The organism is Pseudomonas sp. BN411 (assembly GCF_029871235.1).
Classification (GTDB): domain Bacteria; phylum Pseudomonadota; class Gammaproteobacteria; order Pseudomonadales; family Pseudomonadaceae; genus Metapseudomonas.
The window spans coordinates 57,839-79,722 of the sequence record NZ_SSOM01000054.1; the positions used below are offsets into that span (position 1 = coordinate 57,839).

A 21,884-nucleotide genomic window follows, 5' to 3' on the forward strand; every position below is an offset into this window, starting at 1 on the left:
CGGGGGTGAGGGTGTTCGCTGGCTGGCGCGGTGCCAATTCCATTTCGCGAATGAATTCGCCCCCACAAAAAAATCGCGCCTACGTACCCCGAAAGGCAGCCAACAAATCCTCCACAAACGCCACCTGCGCCTCGCTCGGCTGCCGTCCGCGATGGTGGCTGAGGTGGAATTGCACGCGGTAGCCGGTTTCTTCTGGCAGCAGGGCGCGCAGTTGCCCGCTGGCTTCCCAGGGCGCGGAGATGTGCTCCGGCAGGTAGCCGATATGCGCCCCGGAGAGGATGAACGCCAGGCTGCACTCCACCTGCTCCGTGCGGGCGCTGCTGGGGCCGCTCGGGAAGGATTGCCGGGCTTCCTCGAAGCGGTAGGGGTGCTGCACCAGGTCGCAGGCGGCGAGGTCGTCGAGGCTGAGGTCGCGACGGGTGAATAGCGGATGCCCGACCCCACAGAACAGGCGCTGCTGCTCACTGAACAGCGGCTGGAAATCCAGCGCCGCCTGGGTGCCGGAAAAATAGCCGATGGCCAGGTGCAACTGGTCCTGCAGCAGGCGTCGCTCCAGCTCGGCGGGCATGGCGCTGATCAGCTCGAACTGCACGGCCTGATTGCGCTGGCGGAAGCGCCCAATGGCCGCGCCCAGGCGCTGCAGCACCTGGCTGTCGAGGGATTCGGACAAGCCGATGCGCAGCTCGCCTAGGAGCATGTCGGCCATGCCCCGCGCTTCACCCTTGAAAGTCTCGATGGCGCCGAACAGCTTGCGGGTGGCGGCCAGTACCTGCTCCCCCTTGGGCGTCAGGCGGAACCCGGCCTTGCCGCGTTCGCAGAGGCGAAAGCCCAGGCGCGTTTCTAGCTTGGCCATCTGCGTGCTGATGGTGGATTGGCCGATCCCCAGCTCGCCCTGGGCTGCACTGAAGCCGCCGCTTTCCACCACCGTGATGAAGATGCGCAGCAGTTGCAGGTCGAGGTCATGGAGCTGGCTGAGCATGGTGGCACCAAACATTGATATTCGTAGATGCCAAAGTAGAACACTTCATATTTATTCAAAGCAAAGCCCGGCGCAGCATGGCCCCACCTGCAATCCCCCAGGAGTCCATCATGCGTTGTCCCTTGTTGCTTGCCGCCCTGTTTGCCTGCGCCTTGCCGGTGCATGCCGAAGACAAGGCGCTGAACCTCTACAGCTGGTCGGCCTACATCCCGGAAAAGGCCCTGCAAGGCTTCAAGGACGAAAGCGGCATCGAGGTCAAATACGACATCTTCGACAGCGCCGAGGCCCTCGATGCCAAGCTGATGACCGGCGGTAGCGGCTATGACGTCGTCTTTCCCGCCAGCAGCGGCCTGGCCCGCGCCATCCAGGCCAAGGCGGTGCAACCGCTGCAGCGCGAGCGCCTGAAGAACTTCGCCAACCTCGACCCGGAACTGCTGGCGAAGCTCGCCACCGTCGACCCCGACAATCGCTTCGGCGTGCCCTACACCTGGGGCACCGTGGGCCTGGGTATCAACAAGGAAGCCGTCACCAAACGAATTCCCGACGCGCCGCTGAACAGCCTCGACCTGCTGTTCAAGCCCGAATACGCCAGCCGCCTGAAGGATTGCGGCATCGCCGTGATCGACTCGCCGCAGGAGGTGATCAGCGTTGCCTTGCATTACCTCGGCAAGGAGCCCTACAGCACCGACAAGGCCGATCTGAAAGCCGTGCAGGAGTTGTTCGCGCAGTTGCAGCCCAACGTGCGCTACGTCGGCGCCGGCAAGCACATCAACGACCTGGCCAAGGGCGAAATCTGCCTGGCCCTCACCTACAACGGCGATGCCGCCATCGCCGCCGACCAGGCCCGCCAGGCGAAGATGCCCTTCGAGGTGATCTACCGCATTCCCCGTGAGGGCACGCTGATCTGGTTCGACACCATGGTCATTCCCGCCGACGCGCCGCACCCCCAGGCGGCCCACGCCTTCATCGACTACATGCTGCGTCCCGAGGCCATCGCCGAACTGACCAACAGCCAGTTCTTCGCCAATGCCAACAAGGCCGCTACTCCGCTGCTGACCCCGGAAGTGGCCGGCGACCCGGATATCTACCCGAGCAAGGACGTGCGTGACCGCCTGTTCGGCGAGCAGATCCAGTCGCTCAAGGACCAGCGCGCCCGCACCCGCCTCTGGACCAGTTTCCGTACCCAGTACTGAACCACCTTCAACCACCCTCACCCCCGGCCCCTCTCCCAGAGGGAGAGGGGAGAAGAACTAATGGGAGCCCGATGAGATGGACCACGCCTTCGACAACGACCAGGCCATTACCCGCGACAGCCTTTATGGCACCGCTGCCGAATCCACCTATGCCGGCATCACCAGCTTTATGCGCCGCCGCTACAGCCGCGACCTGCGCGGCGTCGACCTGGTGGTGAGCGGGGTGCCCTTCGACACCGCCACCACCAACCGCCCCGGCAGTCGCTTCGGACCGCGCGCCATCCGCGCCGCCTCGGTGCAGATGGCCTGGGCCCGGCATTTCCCCTGGGAGTTCGACCCCTTCGACCACCTGGCGGTGATCGACTACGGCGACTGTGCCTTCGACCACGGCACGCCCCAGGACACGCCTGAAATCATCCAGGCCCATGCGGCGCGCATCCTCGAATCCGGCGCGGCCATGCTCACCCTGGGCGGCGACCACTTCATCAGCTACCCGCTGCTGAAGGCCCACGCGGCGAAGCACGGTCCGCTGTCGCTGATCCACTTCGACGCCCACAGCGACACCTGGCCGGACGAAGAGGTGAAGCGCATCGACCACGGCACCATGTTCTATCACGCGGCCCGCGAAGGGCTGGTGGAACCGGCACGCTCGGTGCAAGTGGGCCTGCGCACCACCAACGACGACGTGATGGGCTTCCAGGTGCTGGACGCCCGCGAGGTCCATCGCCACACGCCGGAACAGATCGCCGAACGCATCCGCGCACGGGTGGGTGACAACCCGGTGTACCTGACCTTCGACATCGACTGCCTCGACCCGGCTTTCGCACCCGGCACCGGCACGCCGGTATGCGGCGGGCTGTCCAGCCACCAGGCGCTGGAAATCCTCCGCGGCCTGCGCGGCATCAACCTGGTGGGGATGGACGTGGTGGAAGTGGCCCCGCCCTACGACAACGCCGAAGTCACCGCCCTGGCCGGCGCGACCCTGGCGATGGAGATGGTTTGCCTGTATGCGGCGCGGCATAAGTTGGGGATGCGCTAGGCGCGACGGCCGGGCCATGAGGCACTACGTGCTCCGAAAAAGACGCGGGCTCAAGACGAGCCCGCGTTTCACGCACGAAACTTCAATCAGGCTGGATCAGCTCACGTAACCCAATGCGCGCCTCGCGAAACAGCCGCGCATCCATCAACTTCGGCTCGCGCACGATGGGGCGGAAATCCATGCGTTGCAGGATGTCCCGCTCCAGCTCCACGCCCGGTGCGATCTCGATCAACTCCAGCCCTTCGGTCGTCAGACGGAACACGCAGCGCTCGGTGACATAGAGCACCGGCTTTCCGGATTCCGCAGCCAGGCGACCGGCGAAGGTACGGTGTTCCACCTCGCGGACGAACTTGCGCACGTCGCCGTCTTGCACGATGCGCAGTTCACCGTCTTCGATGCGGATGTCCTGCGCCCCGGCGCTGAACGTGCCGACGAAGACCACCGCCTTGGCGTTCTGGCTGATGTTGATGAAGCCGCCGGCACCGGCCAACCGGCTGCCGAAACGGGAGACGTTGAGGTTGCCTTCGGCGTCCGCCTGGGCGAGGCCGAGGAAGGCGATGTCCAGGCCGCCGCCGTCGTAGAAGTCGAACTGGTAGGGCTGGTCGATCAGCGCGCTGTGGTTGCTCGCTGCGCCGAAGTCCAGGCCTGAGGCGGGCACGCCGCCGATCACGCCGGGCTCGGCGGTCAGGGTCAGCAGGTCGATCACCCCTTCCTCGGCTGCGACCGCTGCTACTCCCTCCGGCATGCCGATGCCCAGATTGACCACCGCGCCCGGCGGCAGCTCCAGGGCGGCGCGGCGGGCGATCAGCTTGCGCAGGTCCAGCGGCATCGGCGCCAGGCTGTCCACCGGGACCCGCACCTCGGCGGCAAAGGCCGGGTTGTAGTGGGTGGCGAAGGTTTGCTGGTGGTTTTCCGGACGGGCTACCACTACGCAATCCACGAGGATGCCGGGAATCTTCACCTCACGCGAATTCAGCGAACCGCGTGCCACCACGCGTTCCACCTGGGCGATCACCAGGCCGCCGGAATTACGTGCAGCCATGGCGATGGCAAGGCTCTCGATGGTCAGCGCCTCGCGCTCCATGGACAAGTTGCCGTCTTCATCGGCGCTGGTGGCGCGGATCACCCCGACGTTGATCGGGAAGGCCTTGTAGAACAGGTAGTCCTCGCCCTCGATGGGCATGCGCCGCACCAGTTCCTCGGTGGTCCGCGCATTCAGCTTGCCGCCGCCGAACTCGGGATCGACGAAGGTGCCGAGGCCGACCCGCGACAGCTGCCCGGGCTTGCCGGCGGCGATGTCGCGGAACAGCTGGGATATCACCCCCTGAGGCAGGTTGTAGGCCTCGATGCGGTTTTCCACGGCGAGCTTCTGCAAGCCAGGCACCAGGCCCCAGTGGCCGCCGAGCACCCGACGCACCAGGCCTTCATGGGCCAGGTGGTTGAGACCACGACCCTTGCCGTCGCCTTGCCCGGCCGCATACACCAGCGTCAGCCCCTGCGGCGCCTGTTCTGCTGCGAAGCGCTGTTCCAGGGCGATGGCGATTTCCTCGGCGAAACCGATGCCGACGAAGCCACCGGTGGCCAGGTTGGCGTTGTCCGGAATCCTGGCCACCGCTTCGGCGGCGCTCATCACTTTGCTCATGGGGTTCCTCGAGCGTTGAAACGGGTTGCAGGGAGCTGCTTTTCCTGTGGGGGCGATTTCAATCGCTGAGGGCTGCGCAGCGGCCCCATAGGGCAACCCTTCGGGCTGCTTAGCGAATGAATTCGCCCCCACAAGTAAAGGCCCATGACAGTGGGGTGGTGCATCAGAAACTGCCGAACGCGGTACCCAGCACGATCACCAACACCAGCGGCACCACCGGCAGCAGGGCGCTGGTCATGAACACGTACTTGTAGGAGTCGCGGTGGGTCAGCTTGCAGATGGCAAGCAGGGTGATCACCGCGCCGTTGTGCGGCAGGGTGTCGAGGCTGCCGGAGGCCAGGGCGGCGACGCGGTGCAGCAGCTCGGGGCTGATACCGGCGGCATTGGCCATTTCCAGGTATTGGGCGCCGAGGGCCTTGAGGGCGATGGACATGCCGCCAGAGGCCGAGCCGGTGATACCGGCCAGGGCGCTGACGGTCAGGGCTTCGGACACCAGCGGGTTGCCCGGCGCCACGTTGAGCAGGAGGTCGCGGAGCACCACGAAGCCGGCCAGTGAGGCGATCACACTGCCGTAGCCCACTTCGGAAGCGGTGTTGAGCACCGGCAGCATGGCGCCGAAGGTGCCGTCGTTGACGCTCTTCTTCAGGTTGACCCAGCGCCGCCAGTGCAGCACCACCAGCAGCAGAATGGCGGCGGTGAGGGCGATGATGATGGCCCAGATACCGATGACCGAGCGGGCGTCCTGCAGGCCGCCGAATTCCGGTTTTGCCAGGTAGCTGGTGTCGAGGCCGGGCAGGTAGACCTTGGCCATCAGGAAGTTCAGCACGATCACCACCAGGATCGGCAGCAGCGCCACCCAGAAGCCGGCGCCCGGCTGGTTGTCCTGCCCGTGCGGATCGTCGGCGTGGTCGCCGTAGCCTTCACCGGCGGCGATCAGCTTGCGGGCCTCGTTGCTCAGCCACCAGGAACCCAGGGCGAAGATCACCACGCCCGCGAGCAGACCGAGGCCGGGCGCGGCGAAGGTGTCGGTGCCGAAGAAGGGGATCGGGATGGCGTTAGTGATGGCCGGGGTGCCGGGCAGCGCCGTCATGGTGAAGGTGAAGGAACCCAGGGCGATGGCGCCCGGCAGGATGCGTTTGGGAATGCCCGCCTCACGGAACAGCGCCGCACCGATGGGGTAGACCGCGAAGGCCACTACGAACAGCGAGACGCCGCCGTAAGTGAGGATGCCGCAGGCGATGACGATGGCCAACACGGCGCGGGAGCTGCCGATCTTGCTGACGATGCCGTGGGCGATGGCGCGGGCGGAGCCGGAGTCGTCCATCAGCTTGCCGAAGATGGCGCCGAGCATGAACAGCGGGAAGAACTGGATCAGGTAGCCGCCGAGCGCCTTCATGAAGACCTGGGTGTAGGTCGGCAGCAGCAGCGCCGCGTCGCCGGCGAACAACACCGCGAGCAGGGCCAGCAGGGGTGCGAGAAGCAGGACGTTGATGCCTCGGTAGGCGAGGTACATCAGCAGAGCGAGCGAAATCAGGATGCCTAGGGTGCCCATGGGGACTTCCTTCTTGTTGTTGTTTTCCGCTGCGTCGGGGCAGCGGGTAGAAGGCGTTAGAGCGAAAGCTGTGCCAAGTGTGGAGGGGAGGGGTTGGATGGCTCTGGGATGGGGATTGCAGGGAAATGGTCGTGTTTTGCAGGGGAAATGGGGCGTCCATTTCTTTGGACTGTGTCCAGGAAATTGGACGCTTGATGTGTCCATGAATTTGGACGATCACGTTGGATTGAATCCTTGTGGGGGCGAATTCATTCGCTAAGGGACGCGCAGCGTCCCCCTTGGGATTCAGAAGGGCAGCCCTGCGGCCTGCTTAGCGAATGAATTCGCCCCCACAGGAAAAGCAAAGGCCCGCGTCGTTACAACCCATGCACCTGCAACTTGTTGTACAGGCTCGCCCGGGCGATACCGAGGCGTTCTGCGGCCTGGGTGCGGTTGCCATTGCAGGCGGCCAGGGCGGCGAGGATGGCCTGGCGTTCGGCGGCGGCCATGCTGTCGGCCAGGGGGCGGACATCGCCTGTCATGGGAGCGGGTGTGGCAGCGAGAGACGTAGCCGGCAGTGGATTCACCAGCAAGGTGCGCAGGGACTCGGCACTGAGCGGTCCGGCTTCACTGAGCATCTGCGCGCGCTCCAGCAGGTTGCGCAGCTCGCGCACATTCCCCGGCCAGGGTTGGGCCTGGAGCAACTGCTGGGCACCTTCGGCCAGTTCCAGCGGTGGCTGGCCGGAGCGGCTGGCGATATCGTCCAGCAGGTGCTCGATGAGCACTGGCAGATCCTCGTGGCGGTCGCGCAGGGGCGGCAGGCGCAGGGCCAGCACGTTGAGGCGGTAGTAGAGGTCTTCGCGGAACTGTCCGGCAGCCACCCTGGCTTCCAGATCCACATGGGTGGCGGCGATCACCCGTACGTTCAGCGCTTTCACCTGATTGGAGCCCAGGGGCTCCACCTCCTGTTCCTGCAGCACGCGGAGCATCTTCGCCTGCAGGGGCAGCGGCAGATCGCCGATCTCGTCGAGGAACAGGGTGCCGCCATCGGCCAATTCGAACTTGCCGGCGCGGGCACGGCGGTCGGCCCCGGTGAAGGCACCGGGGGCGGTGCCGAAAAGTTCGGCTTCCACCAGGGATTCGGGAATGGCTGCCACGTTCACCGCCACGAAGGGCCCGTTGGCGCGCAGGGACTGGTTGTGGATGCCCTGGGCCAGCAGTTCCTTGCCGGTGCCGGTTTCACCGCGCAGCAGCACGGTGGCGTCCAGCTGTGCGGCGCGACGGGCCTGGCGCTTGACCTCGCCGGCAGCGGTGCTGCTGCCGATGAATCCGGCGATGGTGTAGCGGGCGCGACGGGCCTTGGCCAGTTCGCGCTGCGCGGCGGCGAGCTGGGTCTGCAACTGGTTGTACTTGGCCATGACCGGCTGCAGATGGCGGGCGCGGTCGAACAGCACGAAACCGAGTGCACCGACCAAGGTGCCGTCTTCGTCGCGCAGTGGAATGCGGGTGACTACGAAGTGCTCGTCGCCGAAGGCCATCAGGTCGAGCATGCTCGGCTGGCCGTTCTGCACCACTTCGCGGAGGCGGCTGGCGGGCAGCACTTCCTCGATTTCCTTGCCGAGCACGCTGCGCGGGTCGCGGATGCCGACCTTCTCGGCGTACTTGTCGTTGATCCAGACGATTCGTGCCTGGCGATTCACCGCGATGGTGCCTTCGCACTGGGCGTTGAGGTGATCGAACAACAGTGGCATCGCCACTTCGCGGAACCGCTCGGGGGAAACGCCGATGACCAGGCCGTTCTGGTCGATGTCTTCGCTGGCGATGGGCATGGCAGGGGCATCCGGCTGAAACATCAGGCAGCGATTATGGGGGTGTGCCGTGATGAACGCCTAGCCTGTACTAAGGTCGGTATCCAGGCGTACGGTTTTTCACACAAGGAGCAACTACATGGACCTTATCCGCATCCTCATCGCCATCCTCCTGCCGCCCCTCGGCGTATTCCTGCAGGTAGGCTTTGGCGGCGCCTTCTGGCTGAACATCCTCCTGACCCTGCTGGGCTACATCCCCGGCATCGTCCACGCGGTGTACATCATCGCCAAGCGGTAGAGCCCATGGTTGTCGGGGGTGACGATTGATGGGTATCGCAAGCTCCACCCATCCTACGAGGCCTCCACGTAGGATGGGAGGAGCGGAGCGATTCCCATCGATCAATCCACCATCTTGATCAGCAGGATGCCGGCGGTGACCACGCAGGCGGCGAGGATGCGGCGGAGGCCGAAGGGTTCCTTGAACACCAGGCTGGCGATGATGGCGGCGATGATCACGCTGCTTTCGCGCAGGGCGGCGACCTTGGCCACGTTGTCCAGGGTCATGGCGAACAGCACCAGGCCGTAGGCCACGCAGTAGTTGAAGCCGCCGAACAGGCCGATGCGCCAGTTGTCGCGGGCAAAGCGCAGGACCAGGGGGCCACGGCGCATCCAGGCCACCACCGGTATGGTCATGCTCTGCATCAGCGTCAGGTAGACCACGAACTGCAGGACGCTGTCGGCACGGCGCACCCCCTGGGCGTCGATCAGCGTGTAGAGCGCCACCCCGGCGCCAGCCAGCGCGGCGCAACCCAGGGCCTTCAACGCATTGGATTCGAGGCGGGTGGAGAGCAGGCTGAGGATGCCGAGGGAAATCAGGACGATGCCCAGCAGCATGGCGCTCGACAGGTGCTCGCCGAACACCAGCCCCGCAGATAGCGCCACCAGTAGCGGCGGCAGGCCGCGCACCACCGGGTAGACCTGGCCGAAATCACCGTAGTGGTAGGCGCGGATCAGCAGCAGCCGGTAGAGGGTGTTCACCACCACCGACAGGCCGATCAGCCCCCAGACCACCAGCGGCGGTGGGCCCACCAGGGGAAGCAGGGCGATGCTGAAGCAGAAGGCGACGCCATCCACCAGCGCCATGGAGGACAGCCGGTCGCTGCCGGCCTTGATCACCGCGTTCCAGCTCGCGTGCATCAGCGCAGAAAGCAGCACCACCAGCGTGGCGAGGTCGTTAGTGGCGAGCACGGAATCACTCCAGCGGCGAGATGAAAAGGGCGATGCGGCGTAGCGTGCGGGTTCATCGATCTATCATTCAAATCGTTTATCGTTATCCGTCGAATAAGTCCTACTGATGGAGTGGCCATGAACCTGTTCCAGCTCCGCGCCTTCGATGCGGTGGTCCGCGAGGGCAGCTTCACCCGTGCCGCCGAGCGCCTGTGCATCAGCCAGCCGGCGGTGACCGGGCACGTGAAGGCACTGGAGGAGCATTACCAGGTGCAGCTCTTGCGACGCACCGCGCGGCAGGTGGAACCGACCGAACTGGGCCGGCGCCTGGCCGCCATCAGCCACCAGTTGTTCGCCCTGGCGGACCGTGCCGAAGATCTGCTGGACAGCAGCCAGGCGCTGACGTCGGGTCGCCTGGATCTCGCGGCAGACAGCCCGCACCTGGTCATGCCCCTGCTGGCGCGGATGCGCGAGCGCTACCCCGGCGTGCGCATCAACCTGCGCCTGGGCAACACCCAGGAGACCCTCACGGCGCTGTACGGCGAACGGGTGGACCTGGCGCTGGTCAGCGATATCGCCCCGCGTGCCGGCCTGCACCTGCTGCCGCTGGGAGAAGCGCGACTCTGCCTGCTGCTGCCGGCGGCGCACCCCTGGGTTGACCGCCGCGATGCAGTGGCGCTGAACGAACTGCGGGGCCAGGTCCTGCTGCAACGAGAGCCCGGTTCACTGACCCGGCGCACCTTCGAGCGGGCCTGCGCCAACCAGGAGCTGGAGTTGCCGGCAGACCTGGAGCTGAACAGCCGCGAAGCGATGATCGAGGCGGTGGCCGCCGGGATCGGGGTGAGCATCCTCTACGACCAGGAGGTGCCCAAGGACCCCCGGGTGAAGGTGCTTCCGCTCAAGGGCGAAGGGATGGTGAGCCGGCATTTCCTCGCCTGCCAGCAGCGCCATGCGGAGCTGCGGGCGGTGAAGGCGTTCTTCGAGGTGGCCGAGGATGTGGGGTATCCGAGCCCGTAGGCTCGGCTTTTCTTTGTGGGGGCGAATTCATTCGCCAAGGCCGCGCAGCGGCCCCGTAGGTTGGTCCGAGCCTGCGAGGCCCAACGAGGCCAGGGATAGGCGCTGCAACGTTGGGTTTCGCTGCGCTCTACGCCAACCTACGAAAGCCGCCCCTCGCCAAGGCCGCGCAACGGCCCGTAGGTTGGTCCGAGCCCGCGAGGCCCAAGGCGGCCAGGCACAGGCGCTGCAGCGTTGGGTTTCGCTACGCTCTACGCCAACCTACAAAAGCCGCCCCTCGCCAAGGCCGCGCAACGGCCCCGTAGGTTGGTCCGAGCCTGCGAGGCCCAACGTGACCAGGCGCAGGCTCTGCAACGTTGGGCTTCGCTTCGCTCTGACCAACCTACAAAAGCTTTACTGAATCAGCTTGCTGACCTCGCCCTGGGGGAAGTAGCTGTCGTAGATCTTCTGGTAGGTGCCGTCGCGGCCGATGTTGACCAGGGACTGGTTGAAGCGGTCACGCAGGGCCTCGTTGCCTTTGCGGAAGGCGATGCCGGCGCCCTTGCCGAAGTATTCCTCCTCGTCGTAGCTCGGGCCGTTGAAGGCGAAGCCCTTGCCGCCTTCGCTCTGCAGGAAGTTTTCCTTGAGGTTGATGGCGTCGGCCATCATGGCGTCGACGCGGCCGGAGATCAGGTCCAGGTCGGCTTCCTGCTGCGAGCCGTACTGCACCATCTGCACACCGCGCGGCACGAGTTTGTCCTGCACGTAGCGGGCATGCACGCTGCCGCGCAACACGGCCACGCGCAGGCCGTCGAGGCGACCTTCAGCAGTGATCTCGGGGCGGTCCTTGCGGGTGACGAAGCGGGCCGGGGTCTTGTAGTAGCTCTGGCTGAAATCGACCACCTTGAGACGGACTTCGGTGACGGTCATCGACGACATGATGGCGTCGATCTTCTTCACCCGAAGCGCCGGGATGAGGCCATCGAAGGGCTGCTCGACCCAGGTGCAGGTGACTTTCATCTCGGCGCAAAGCGCGTTGCCGACGTCGATTTCGAAGCCGGCCAGGCTGCCGTCGGCTTTCTTGTAGGAGAAGGGCGGGTAGCTGGCTTCGACGCCGATGCGCAGGCTGTCCTGGGCCATGGCCTGGGTACCGGCGAGCAGGGCGAGGACGCCGAGGAGAAGGTGCTTTTTCATGCTGGATGATCTCGGGTGGTTAAGTTCAGTGAGCGAGGAAGTGACCGTCGCGGGCAATCAATCGGCCCTTGCTGATCACGCTGCGGCGGTGGGTTCGGGACACCACGGCTTCGGCGACATTGCGCACCGGCAACAGGACGCCGCTGGCATGGCAGCCCGGTTCCAGTCCGTAGTGGGCAAGCCCCAGTGCGCGGGCGCCGTTGACCGTGGCTGCGCGCAGGCAGGCGGCGATTTCCTCGTCGCGGCGCAGGTTGAAGCGGAAGGCGAGCAGCATGGCGCGTTCGAGCATGTCGCCATTGCCCATAGGGGACCAGGCGTCGCGGATGCCATCGGAGCCGAGGCAGAGGTTCACGCCGCGCGCGTCCAGTTCCAGGTAAGGCGGCACTTCGATATCCGCCGGCGCGGTGCTGACGATGGAAATGCGCTGCGCCGCCAGGCGCTCGGCGATGGCGTGCAGGCGCGCCGGACGGGCCTGGCCCAGGCAGAAGGCGTGGCTGATCGCGACCCGTCCCTGCAGTTGATGGCGCTCGGTGAAGTCGATGATGCGCTCGATCTGCCAGAGACCCAGTTCGCCTTCGTCATGCAGGTGGATGTCGACGCCGAGCTGGTGAGTGCTGGCCAGTTCGAACACCCGGGTGAGGTGCGCAATGGGGTCGTTGTCGATACCGCAGGGGTCGAGCCCGCCGACGTTCTCCGCCCCCATGAGCAGGGCTTGCTCCAGGGCGTCGACGGTGCCCGGATCGCGCAGCAGCCCGGTTTGCGGGAAGGCCACGAACTCCATGTCGATCAGGTCGCCGAAGTGCTCGCGGACCCGCAGCATGGCTTCCAGGTGACGGCTGCCGAGCTGGGCGTCGACGTCCACATGGCAGCGGAAATGCAGCGAGCCGTGGGCGATGCATTCGCGGATCAGCGCACTGGCACGTTCCTCGATCGGCGTGTCGATGCTGCGCAACAGGCTGCGTTCGTTGGCAATGCGCTGGCTCAGGCTGTCGCCGGCGGCGTGGCTGTGCCAGTCCTCGCCCCAGAGGGTCTTGTCGAAGTGGGCGTGGGCCTCCACCAGCGGCGGCAGCATGATCTGCCCGTTGCCTTCCAGCAGCACCGATTCGGGAGCGCGTGGCGACGGTGGGCTCAGCGCGGCGATGCGGCCGTTGTCGACGGCGATATCCACCGCTGCGCCGCCCCATGGGCGGACCTGGGTAATCCATTGGGTCATCTGGGTGTACTCGAACAATAGGGTCAGCGGGCTGGCGGCCACTGGCGCTCACCGCCGTGGGGATCGTCGCGCCAGGCCTGCAGGGAACGGGTCGGCAGATCGAAATACTCCCGCGTGCGCGCATAGCCGTGGCCGCCCATGCGGCCGATGGCGTCGAGGCCCAACTGGTCGATGTAGAGAGTGGCGGGGTCGATCAGGTCGTCGCGCACGTGAACCATCAGCACTTCACCGAGGATGATTTCCCGCGACTGGCCGATGGACAGTCCCATCATTCGCCGGCACTCCAGGGCGACCGGTGCTTCGGCGATGTAGGGGCAGCCGACGCGGCTGCCGGGCAGTGCGGTGAGCCCCGCCGCCACCAGTTCGTCGAAGCCGGGTTCGAAGGGCACGGCGCAGACATTCATGGCTTCCACCAGGGCATCGTTGACGATGTTCACGGTGAACTCCTGGTTCATTTGGGCGTTGCGCGTGGTGTCCTTGGGGGTGAGGTCGGCGTGGTTTTCCACCCCCAGGGCGAGGATCGGCGGGTCGGCGGACAGCGCGTTGAAGAAGCTGAAGGGCGCGGCATTGGCGCGGCCTTCGGCGTCCACCGTGGTCACCAGGGCGATGGGCCGGGGCACCACGCTGCCAATGAGGATCTTGTATTTCTCGCGAGGGCTCAGTTTGGCGAAGTCGAAGCTCAGCATGGCGTCATCTCTTGTCGTCGTTCGGGCTGGCGAAGGTGCAGAGCGGGCGGTCCGCGCTCCAGGCGTCGGCGAAGGGAATCGCCGGCTGGAACAGGGAGCGCCAGTCGGGCTGGCCGAATGCCCGGTCGGCATGGCTTTGCATCAGCCTGTGGAACTGCCGCTGGGCTTGCTGCTGGAGGCCGGCGTAGTCGACGCCGTTGACCTGGCCGTCCTGCATCACGCAGCGGCCGTCGATCCAGCTGGCGATGCAGTCGTCGCCACGGCCGGCGAGGATCAGGTTCTTCAGCGGGTCGAACAGCGGGCCCAGGTGCAGGCCGTCGAGGCTGAACACGGTGATGTCGGCCTTGCTACCGGGTGCCAGGCGGCCGAGGTCGTCGCGCCCCAGGGCCTTGGCGCCGCCGAGGGTGGCGGCGTTGTAGAGGTCAAGGGCGGAGGTGCTGGCGCTGCCGCCTTCCTTGAGCCGCGCGATGTTCAGGCCCTGGCGCATGTTGTCCAAGAGGTCCGCCGGCCAGGTATCGGTGCCGAGGGCGAAGTTGACGCCGTGGGCGCGGTAGCGGCCAAAGGAATCGAGTGCCTCGCCGTCACGGGCGAACACTACCGGGCAGTGCACCAGGCTGGCGCCGCTGTTCGCCAGGCGTGCGAGGTCGTCGTCGCCTTCGATGTAGATGCCGTGAGGCAGCACGGCGCGCGGGCCGAGCAGGTCCAGCTCCTCCAGCCAGGCCAGTGGCGCCTTGCCGCGCAGCGCCTTGACCAGCGCGACCTCGCCGGGGCCCTGGCAGCAATGCAGGCGCACTGGTGCGGCCAGTTCGCGGCTGAGGGCGGCAGTGCGTTGCAACAGCGCCGGGGTGCAGGTCTGGATGCGGTCGGGCAGCAGGGCGCCACGAATCAGCCCGCCCTGGGTGCCATCGAAATCGCGGAAGAAGCGCTCGGCGGCGTCCAGTCCGGCCAGGCCGCGGGCTTCTTCCCAGTGTTCGGCGCGGCTGCCGTCGGCCTGCAGGTACTGCATGCCGCTCATGTAGCAGGGGCCGAGGTAGGTGCGCAGGCCCAACTCGGCGGCGACGCCGGCCACGGCTGCGAACTCGTCGTAGGTTTCCGCCCACTCCCGGTAGTACATGGAGGTGATCGGCATGGCGGTGGTGATGCCATTGCGGATCAGCTGGGTGAAGGCGTAGCGGTATTTGAAGACTTCTTCGTCGAAGCTGTAGCTCTCCTTCGGCCCGCGGGCGAGGTACTCCGCCGACCACATGCGGCCCATGGCGTTCTCGTCGCCGTTGTCCAGGCAGAGCACGGTGGAGTCGAGGTCGCCGAGGGCGTCGAGGTCGATGAAACCGGGACCGAGCAGGGCATTGCCGTAGTCGATCCACTGGTCCACCGGGCCGGGAAAGCCCCGGCCGACGAAGAGCACGCGCGAGCCTTCGATCACCACTTCGCCGTCGCGCCAGAGCACATGGCGAGTGCCATCGAAGCCCACCACGCAGCTGGCTTTCAGGCCGATGCGGGGTGCGCTCACAGGCGGCTCTCCAGCAGGCGGCCCTGGGCGGCGATCAGCTTGCCGGCGCGGTAGACCTGGCGAGGCGGCCGCGTGACCACGGCATCGCCCAGGCTCTGCGCATCCATCAGCAGGAAGTCTGCGCGGGCCCCAAGGGTGAGGCCGTGTTCCGCGAGGCCAAGGGCCTTGGCGCCGTGCAGGCTGGCGGCATCGAAGGCGGTGGCCAGTTCTTCGTCCTTGTTCAGGTCGAAGCGGAACGCCAGGAGCATGGCGCGTTCGAGCATGTCGCCATTGCCCATGGGGGACCAGGCGTCGCGGATGCCGTCCGAGCCCAGGCAGAGGTTCACGCCGGCCTCGTGCAGGGCGAGGAAGGGCGGCACGGAGCAGTCGGCGGGCGCCGAACTCATCAGCGATATGTTCAGCGCGGCGAGGCGTTCGGCCAGGGGCTTCACCTGGCTCCAGGGCGCCATGCCCAGGCAGTAGGCGTGGCTGATCATCACGCGGCCCTGGCGGTTGAACCGCTCGGTGTAGTCGGCGATGCGTGCGATCTGCCAGAGGCCCAGCTCGCCCTTGTCGTGCAGGTGGATGTCGACGCCCCGGTCGAACTCGCTGGCCAGGCCGAAGACGATGTCGAGCTGGGCGATGGGGTCGTTGTCGATGCCGCAGGGATCGAGTCCGCCGACGTTCTCGACGCCCAGGCCCATGGCCTCGCGCATCAGCTCGGCGGTGCCGGGGCGGCTGACCAGTCCGGTCTGCGGGAAGACCACCAGTTCCAGGTCGATCAGGTCGCGGTAGCGCTCGCGCAGGGCTTGCATGGCCTCCACGTGGCGCAGGCCGAATTCGGGGTCGATGTCCACGTGGCAGCGCATGGTCAGCGAGCCACGGGCGATGCAGTTTTCCAGCAGGGCGCCGGCACGCTCGGAGATGGGTGCGGTGACCTCGCGCAGCACGCGACGCTCGTTGGCGATGTAGTCCTTCAGCGTCGGTCCCGCGCTATTCGGACGCCAGGGCTGGCCCCAGAGGGTCTTGTCGAGGTGGATATGGCTTTCCACCAGGGCGCAGGTCATCAGCTGGCCGGCGCCGTCGATGTCAGCGGTGGCGAGCGGCGCATCACTGGCAGGACGGCGCTCGGCGAAGCGGCCGTCCTGGATGAGAAAGTCTTCAGCCGCGCCGCCGAAGGGGCGGACGTTGCGCAGCCAATAGGTGTCGGTCATGGGGACCTCAAAGGCAAAGTGCAAAGGTTGGGGGACCGCTGCGCGGCCCTTCGCGAATGAATTCGCTCCCACAGGTGGCTCAGTTCGTAGGATGGGTAGAGCGGAGCGAAACCCATGCTGCTGTGCGCGGGGCGATGGGTTTCGCAGGCTCAACCACATCCTACGAATACGGTTCGATGTCAGCCCTTGAGCTTGGACCAGATGCGGTCCTGCAGCTCGCGGGCCTGGTTGCTGCATTCCTTCTCCGGGCGCAGGCGTTCGGCGAACTCGTCGGGCATGTTGATGGCGTCCATCACCTTCCACTTCTTGTCCAGCAGCGCATCGCTGTCGACGCCGTTGGCGTAGGCGATGGAGTTGGACACGGCGGCGGCGTTTTCGGGCTTCATCATCCAGTCGATGAACACCTTGGCGTTGCCCGGGTGCGGCGCGCTCTTCGGCACGGCGAAGTTGTCCTGGAACATGGCCACGCCTTCACGCGGGTAGACGTACTTGATGGTGTTCTTCTGCAGCGTGGCGCGGGCGGTGGAGCCGTTCCAGTTCTGCATCATGATCACTTCGCCCGAGGCCATGCGGTCCACGGTGTTGTCGGAGCTGTACATCTTCAGGAAGGGTTTCTGCTTCTGCAGCAGTTCGAGGATGCGCTTGGCGTCCTGCGGGTTCTCGGTGCACTCGTCCACGCCCAGGTAGTGGCTGGCGGCGTTGATCACGCTGCTCGGCGTATCCAGCGCGGCCACCTGGCCCTGCAGTTCGGGACGCGGCTCGAAGAACTCCTTCCAGGAGTCATCCAGCTTGCCGCCCGGTACCCGTGCGCTGTCGTACGAGAACCCGGTGGTGCCCCAGAGGTAGGGCGCCGAGTACTTGCGGCCGGGGTCGAAGTCCGGGTTGCGGAAGGCCGGTTTCACATGGGCGAAGTTCGGCAGGCTGGGGGAGTCGATTTCCTGCAGCAGGTTCTGCTCGATCAGGGTGCGCATGATGGAGTGCGACGGCACGATGACGTCGTAGGCGGCGCCGCCGGCCTGCAGCTTGGCCAGCAGCGTTTCGTTGCTGTCGTAGCCGTCCATGGTGACCTTGATGCCGGTTTCCTTTTCGAACTTGGCCAGCAGTTCCACCGGGTAGTAGTCGGTCCAGTTGTAGAAGAACAGCTCCTTGGGCTCGTCCGCCTGGGCGACGGTGGCGGCGAAACAGCTGAGGGCGAATCCGGCTACCCCATGACGCAATGCTTTCAACTTCATTGTTTTTCTCCGGGTTGAAGAACAGGTTGGGCAGAGGTGGAACAAGGTTCAGGCGGCTGGTTTGCCTCGCTGGCCGAGCCAGTACGAGAGCACCACCAGGACGATGGAGATCACCAGCATCAAAGTGGAGATCGCGTTGATCTCCGGCGTTACCCCGGCCTTGATGGCCGAGAAGATGTAGACCGGCAACGTCGTCGAGCCGGGGCCGGCGACGAAGAAGGTCATGATGAAGTCGTCCAGGCTGACCACGAACGCCAGTACCGCACCGGACAGCACCGCCGGGAACAGCAGCGGCAGGGTCACGCGGCGGAAGGTGTGGAAGGGATTGGCGTAGAGGTCGTTGGCCGCCTCCAGCAGGCTCTTGTCGAGGTCGTTCAGGCGAGCGCGGATCGGCAGGTAGGCGAAGGGGATGCAGAAGCCGATGTGGGCGACGATCACCGTCAGCAGACCGAGCTTGATGCCGAGCGCCATGAACAGCAGCAGGGTGGCCACGGCGGTGACGATCTCCGGCAGGATCAGCGGCAGGTTGATCCCGCCTTCCACCATCTTCTGTCCGTAGAACGGCTTGTAGGTGGCCAGCGCCGCCAGCAGCGCGATGGCGGTGGCGCAGACGGTGGCGATGCCGGCGACGATCACCGAGTTCAGCGCCGCCGCCTGGATCGACGGGTTGGCGAGGATGCGCCCGTACCAGGCGAAGGAGAACTCGGTCCATACCGTGGCGGTGCGGTTGGCGTTGAAGCTGTAGGCGATCAACACCAGGATCGGCAGGTACAGGTAGGCCAGTACCAGCAGGCTGGTTTCGCGGGTCAGCGGCAGTTTCTTCAAGTGCGAGGCGATCATCAGCGGGCTCCCTGGCGAACGGCCTTGGCGGCCTTCTTGGCGTAGAGGGCGTAAAGCACCAGGGCCAGCAGCATCAGCCCGAGCAGGAGGAAGGACAGCGAGCTGCCCAGCGGCCAGTTGCGGGCGGTGCCGAACTGTTGCTGGATCAGGTTGCCGATCATCAGGGTCTTGCCGCCGCCGAGGATGGCGGGGGTGATGAAGGCGCCGAGGCTCGGCACGAACACCAGCAGGGAGCCGGCCACCACGCCCGGCATGGACAGCGGCAGGATCACCCGGCGCAGGGCTTTCCAGCGGTTGGCGCCGAGGTCATAGGCGGCTTCCACCAGGCGCCAGTCGAGCTTCTCCAGGGTGGAGTAGATCGGCAGGATCATGAACGGCAGGAAGCTGTAGACCAGCCCGACCACCACGGCGAAATCGTTGTACAGCAGGGTGATGCCGCCGGCCTGCGGGAACAGCGCATTGATGCTCTGGGCCAGCCAGCCGTGCTCGCGCAGGATGATCAGCCAGGCGTAGTTGCGGATCAGCAGGTTGGTCCAGAAGGGGATAGTGATCAGCAGCACCATGATGTTGCGCGAGCGCTCGCTGAGGCTGCTCATCCACAGGGCCACGGGGAAGCCGACGATAAAGCACAGCAGGGTCGTGCCGCCGGCCTGCAGCACCGAGCGCAGCAGGGCCTGGGCGTAGACCCAGTTCAGCTCCAGGTTGCCGTCGAAATCTTCCTGGAAGAACAGCTGGATATAGCTCTGCCACTGCCAGTTGGCGCTCCAGTCGACTCCGCCGTAGAGGTTGCGTGGCAGCAGGCTGATATAGCCCATGATGCCCAGCGGAATGGCGATCAGGCAGAGCAGGGTGAGCAGCACCGGCGACAGCAGCAACAGCCGGTTGAGGCTGGGGGAGGTGGCGCTGACGCTCATCTCAGGCCTCCATCAGCAGGCAGGCATGGGGCGGCAGGTGCACTGCCACCGGTGAGCCCACGGGGCGGGAGCTGGTGGCGCCTTCATTGCTCTCGCGCAGCATCACCTTGAGGTCGTTGGCCAGCCGGCACTGGTAGAGCGTGGCGGTGCCGACGTAGAGCACGGCTTCGACCACGCCGCGCAGGTGGTGCGGCTCGGACGGGTCCACCAGCTTCGAGCGTTCCGGGCGGAAGGCCAGTTGCGCCTTGCCGCTGTCCAGTCCGTTGGCGGAAGCGCAGGGGATTTCCACCGGCAGTCCTTCAGGCTGGAACAGGCTGCCGTTCTGGGCGCAGCGCTTGAGGTTGCCGGGGAGGAAGTTGATGTCGCCGATGAAGTGGGCGACGAAGCGGTGCTGCGGGCGTTCGTAGATGTCGTTGGGGGTGCCGATCTGAAGGATCTTGCCGCTTGACATCACGGCGATGCGGTCGGAGAGGGTCAGCGCTTCTTCCTGGTCGTGGGTGACGAAGATGAAGGTGATGCCGGCTTCCTGCTGAACGCGCTTGAGCTCTACCTGCATTTCCTTGCGCAGCTTCAGGTCCAGCGCGGAAAGAGGTTCGTCCAGCAGCAGCACATCAGGGCGCGGCGCCAGGGCGCGGGCCAGGGCCACCCGCTGCTGCTGGCCGCCAGAAAGCTCGGCGGGGCGACGACGGGCCAGGTGTTCCATCTGCACCAGGGCCAGCATCTCCTTGACCCGACCGGGGATGGCGTTGCGCTCCAGCCCCTGCATCTCCAGGCCGAAGGCGATATTCTCGGCCACGCTCATGTGCGGGAAGAGCGCGTAGTTCTGGAACACGGTATTGACCCGGCGCTTGTAGGGCGGGAGCTGGTCCACGCGCTGGCCGCCGATCTGGATGGAGCCGGACGTGACCTGCTCGAAACCGGCGATGGAGCGCAGCAGGGTGGTCTTGCCGCAGCCCGACGGGCCGAGGAGGGTGAAGAACTCGTTGTGGCGGATGCTGACCGAAACATCGTCGAGCGCGGGAGCCACTTCGGGGTCATCGGTGTAGCGCTTGCTGACGCGTTGCACCTCGATGGAGGATGTGTGCTTCATAATGGTGCATTCCTCTTGTTTTTGTATGCAAAAATTGAATGCAATCTAGAAATACTCGGATTATGCTGACAACGCAACCGGGTTTTTCTGCCTGCTTGTTTCCTGCAGGAGCCGGGTTGCACACGCACTTACGGAGTCACGAATGGCAGACAAGAAACTGGAAACCACGGTGGACCGCGTCTACCAGGGGGTTTACCAGGCCATCAGCAACCGCTCGCTACGGCCTGGTATGAAACTGGGGGAAGCCTCCCTGGCGGAGCTGTTCAACGTGAGCCGCACCTCGGTGCGGGCGGCGCTGAAGCAACTGGAGGCCGATGGCCTGGTGTCCTCCGAACCGAACAAGGGCTGCTGGGTGTCACTGCCCAGCGATGATGAAATCCGCCTGCTGTTCGAAACGCGGCGTCTGATCGAGATCGGCGTTGTCACCGAGCTCTGCCGGCGTCGCGACAGCGCGGCAATGCTGGACCTGCGCGAGCACTTGCTGCTGGAAGAGGAAGCCCGGCGCAACCATGACCACGAGCGCCTGATCTACCTGCTTGGCGAGTTCCACATCAAGCTGGCCGAGGCACTGAACAACCCGGTGCTGCTGGACTGGTTCCGCAAGCTCATCTCGCGCGCTTCGCTCTATGTCGCCGCCCTGGATGACGAGCGCCATGACGCCTGCCGCGACGACGAGCACCTGCGTCTGATCGAGTTCATCGAGGCCGGCAACCAGAACGCCGCCATCGAGCTGACCTGCTTCCACCTGGGGGCCATCGAGAACGCCATCGTCGAGTCGGCCGGCAAGCTCAAGGCCAACTACCACCCGCTGAAACACCTGATCGAGACCTGACCTCGGCCATGAAAATCCAGCTGATCAACCCGAACACCAGCGTGGCGATGACCTCCGGTATTGCCGAAGCCGCCAGCCACCTGCTGCGCCCCGGCAATCAGTTGCTGGCCGTGACCAACAGCGCAGGTCCGGCTTCCATCGAGGGGCATTACGACGAAGCGCTTGCCGTGCCCGGGTTGCTTCAGGCCATTCGCGACGGCGAACGGGACGGCGCAGAAGGACACGTGATCGCCTGCTTCGGCGACCCCGGCCTGCTGGCGGCGCGGGAAATCGCACGGTACCCGGTGATCGGCATCGCCGAAGCGGCCATGCACCTGGCCACCTGGGTCGCCACCGGCTTCAGCGTCGTCACCACGCTTGGCCGCACCAAGGTCATTGCCCGCCATCTGGTGGAACGTTATGGCTTCCACCAGCACTGCCGGGGCATCCACGCCGTGGAGATTCCGGTGCTGGCGCTGGATGAAGACCCGGACGGTCTGTTCCGCATCATGCGTGCGGCCTGCCTGGAAGCGCTGGAGCGCGATGAGTCGGGCGCCATCGTCCTCGGCTGCGCCGGCATGAGCCACCTGGCCGCTGCGCTGCAGGAAGAGATCGGCGTGCCGGTGATCGACGGCGTCAGCGCTGCCTTGAAGATGGTGGAACTGCTGGGTGAACTGCGGCTTTCCACCAGCAAGCGCGGCGACCTGGATTTCCCGTTACCCAAGCCTTATGCGGGGTTCTTGCGCGGCTTTGCGGTCGGTGCCTGAGGGGACTCGCGGGCGGCTTTTC

20 protein-coding genes are annotated in these 21,884 nt (G+C 65.7%); 6 read left to right on the forward strand and 14 right to left on the reverse strand.

What is annotated here, in order from left to right; all coding sequences use genetic code 11:
* Positions 1-79 precede the first annotated feature (79 nt).
* A complete protein-coding gene (locus E8F06_RS07620) occupies positions 80-979 on the reverse strand; it encodes a LysR family transcriptional regulator (RefSeq protein WP_280365782.1) in 900 nt (299 codons plus the stop codon).
* Positions 980-1,089: 110 nt separating this feature from the next.
* On the opposite strand from E8F06_RS07620, the gene E8F06_RS07625 reads away from it, so the two are divergent.
* Positions 1,090-2,172 (forward strand): polyamine ABC transporter substrate-binding protein, encoded by a 1,083-nt coding sequence (locus E8F06_RS07625; RefSeq protein WP_280365783.1) that lies wholly within the window; start codon positions 1,090-1,092, stop codon positions 2,170-2,172.
* A gap of 76 nt (positions 2,173-2,248) precedes the next feature.
* Entirely contained in the window at positions 2,249-3,211 is a 963-nt protein-coding gene (gene speB, locus E8F06_RS07630) for an agmatinase (protein WP_280365785.1), read from the forward strand.
* A gap of 82 nt (positions 3,212-3,293) precedes the next feature.
* On the opposite strand, the gene E8F06_RS07635 is transcribed toward speB, so the two are convergent.
* From E8F06_RS07635 to E8F06_RS07645, 3 genes are all read right to left on the reverse strand, one after another.
* Positions 3,294-4,853 (reverse strand): acyl CoA:acetate/3-ketoacid CoA transferase, encoded by a 1,560-nt coding sequence (locus tag E8F06_RS07635; protein ID WP_280365787.1) that lies wholly within the window; start codon positions 4,851-4,853, stop codon positions 3,294-3,296.
* Positions 4,854-5,016: 163 nt separating this feature from the next.
* Positions 5,017-6,405 (reverse strand): GntP family permease, encoded by a 1,389-nt coding sequence (locus E8F06_RS07640; RefSeq protein ID WP_280365788.1) that lies wholly within the window; start codon positions 6,403-6,405, stop codon positions 5,017-5,019.
* A gap of 356 nt (positions 6,406-6,761) precedes the next feature.
* Entirely contained in the window at positions 6,762-8,213 is a 1,452-nt protein-coding gene (locus tag E8F06_RS07645) for a sigma 54-interacting transcriptional regulator (protein ID WP_280365790.1), read from the reverse strand.
* A 118-nt stretch (positions 8,214-8,331) separates the two neighbouring features.
* Between E8F06_RS07645 and E8F06_RS07650 the strand changes: the two genes are divergently transcribed.
* Positions 8,332-8,490 carry a YqaE/Pmp3 family membrane protein gene (locus tag E8F06_RS07650; protein ID WP_003084988.1) on the forward strand — a complete coding sequence of 53 codons (159 nt, stop codon included), beginning with the start codon at positions 8,332-8,334 and terminating at the stop codon, positions 8,488-8,490.
* A 101-nt stretch (positions 8,491-8,591) separates the two neighbouring features.
* Here E8F06_RS07650 and E8F06_RS07655 read toward each other — a convergent pair whose 3' ends face one another.
* Positions 8,592-9,440, reverse strand: a complete 849-nt coding sequence (locus E8F06_RS07655; RefSeq protein WP_280365791.1) for an EamA family transporter — start codon at positions 9,438-9,440, stop codon at positions 8,592-8,594.
* A gap of 117 nt (positions 9,441-9,557) precedes the next feature.
* On the opposite strand from E8F06_RS07655, the gene E8F06_RS07660 reads away from it, so the two are divergent.
* Entirely contained in the window at positions 9,558-10,436 is an 879-nt protein-coding gene (locus E8F06_RS07660) for a LysR substrate-binding domain-containing protein (RefSeq protein WP_280365793.1), read from the forward strand.
* Positions 10,437-10,826: 390 nt separating this feature from the next.
* Here E8F06_RS07660 and E8F06_RS07665 read toward each other — a convergent pair whose 3' ends face one another.
* The 9 genes from E8F06_RS07665 to E8F06_RS07705 all read right to left on the reverse strand — a co-directional run bounded on the left by E8F06_RS07665 (position 10,827) and on the right by E8F06_RS07705 (position 20,284).
* Entirely contained in the window at positions 10,827-11,606 is a 780-nt protein-coding gene (locus tag E8F06_RS07665) for a lysine/arginine/ornithine ABC transporter substrate-binding protein (RefSeq protein WP_280365794.1), read from the reverse strand.
* Between the two features lie 25 nt (positions 11,607-11,631).
* Positions 11,632-12,819: an amidohydrolase family protein gene (locus E8F06_RS07670; protein WP_280365908.1), complete on the reverse strand. Its 1,188-nt coding sequence runs from the start codon at positions 12,817-12,819 to the stop codon at positions 11,632-11,634.
* A 23-nt stretch (positions 12,820-12,842) separates the two neighbouring features.
* On the reverse strand, positions 12,843-13,505 hold the full coding sequence (locus tag E8F06_RS07675; RefSeq protein WP_280365796.1) for a flavin reductase family protein: 663 nt from the start codon (positions 13,503-13,505) through the stop codon (positions 12,843-12,845).
* Positions 13,506-13,509: 4 nt separating this feature from the next.
* Entirely contained in the window at positions 13,510-15,015 is a 1,506-nt protein-coding gene (locus E8F06_RS07680; protein WP_280365797.1) for an amidohydrolase family protein, read from the reverse strand.
* Complete coding sequence (locus E8F06_RS07685; protein ID WP_280365800.1) at positions 15,012-16,208, reverse strand: amidohydrolase family protein; 1,197 nt, start codon at positions 16,206-16,208, stop codon at positions 15,012-15,014. The genes E8F06_RS07680 and E8F06_RS07685 overlap by 4 nt, the downstream gene beginning before the upstream one ends.
* Before the next feature lie 179 nt (positions 16,209-16,387).
* Entirely contained in the window at positions 16,388-17,440 is a 1,053-nt protein-coding gene (locus tag E8F06_RS07690) for an extracellular solute-binding protein (protein WP_280365802.1), read from the reverse strand.
* A gap of 48 nt (positions 17,441-17,488) precedes the next feature.
* Positions 17,489-18,280: an ABC transporter permease gene (locus E8F06_RS07695; RefSeq protein WP_179058093.1), complete on the reverse strand. Its 792-nt coding sequence runs from the start codon at positions 18,278-18,280 to the stop codon at positions 17,489-17,491.
* The gene (locus tag E8F06_RS07700; RefSeq protein ID WP_179058094.1) at positions 18,280-19,194 is read right to left on the reverse strand and encodes an ABC transporter permease; all 915 of its coding nucleotides are present in this window, start codon (positions 19,192-19,194) and stop codon (positions 18,280-18,282) included. The genes E8F06_RS07695 and E8F06_RS07700 overlap by 1 nt, the downstream gene beginning before the upstream one ends.
* A 1-nt stretch (position 19,195) precedes the next feature.
* Positions 19,196-20,284 carry an ABC transporter ATP-binding protein gene (locus tag E8F06_RS07705; RefSeq protein WP_280365804.1) on the reverse strand — a complete coding sequence of 363 codons (1,089 nt, stop codon included), beginning with the start codon at positions 20,282-20,284 and terminating at the stop codon, positions 19,196-19,198.
* Between the two features lie 142 nt (positions 20,285-20,426).
* Here E8F06_RS07705 and E8F06_RS07710 point away from each other — a divergent pair, with 142 nt between their 5' ends.
* Together E8F06_RS07710 and E8F06_RS07715 are read left to right on the forward strand one after the other, a co-directional pair.
* On the forward strand, positions 20,427-21,116 hold the full coding sequence (locus E8F06_RS07710; RefSeq protein WP_179058096.1) for a GntR family transcriptional regulator: 690 nt from the start codon (positions 20,427-20,429) through the stop codon (positions 21,114-21,116).
* 8 nt (positions 21,117-21,124) lie between these two features.
* Positions 21,125-21,862 carry an aspartate/glutamate racemase family protein gene (locus tag E8F06_RS07715; protein WP_280365808.1) on the forward strand — a complete coding sequence of 246 codons (738 nt, stop codon included), beginning with the start codon at positions 21,125-21,127 and terminating at the stop codon, positions 21,860-21,862.
* Positions 21,863-21,884: the final 22 nt, after the last annotated feature.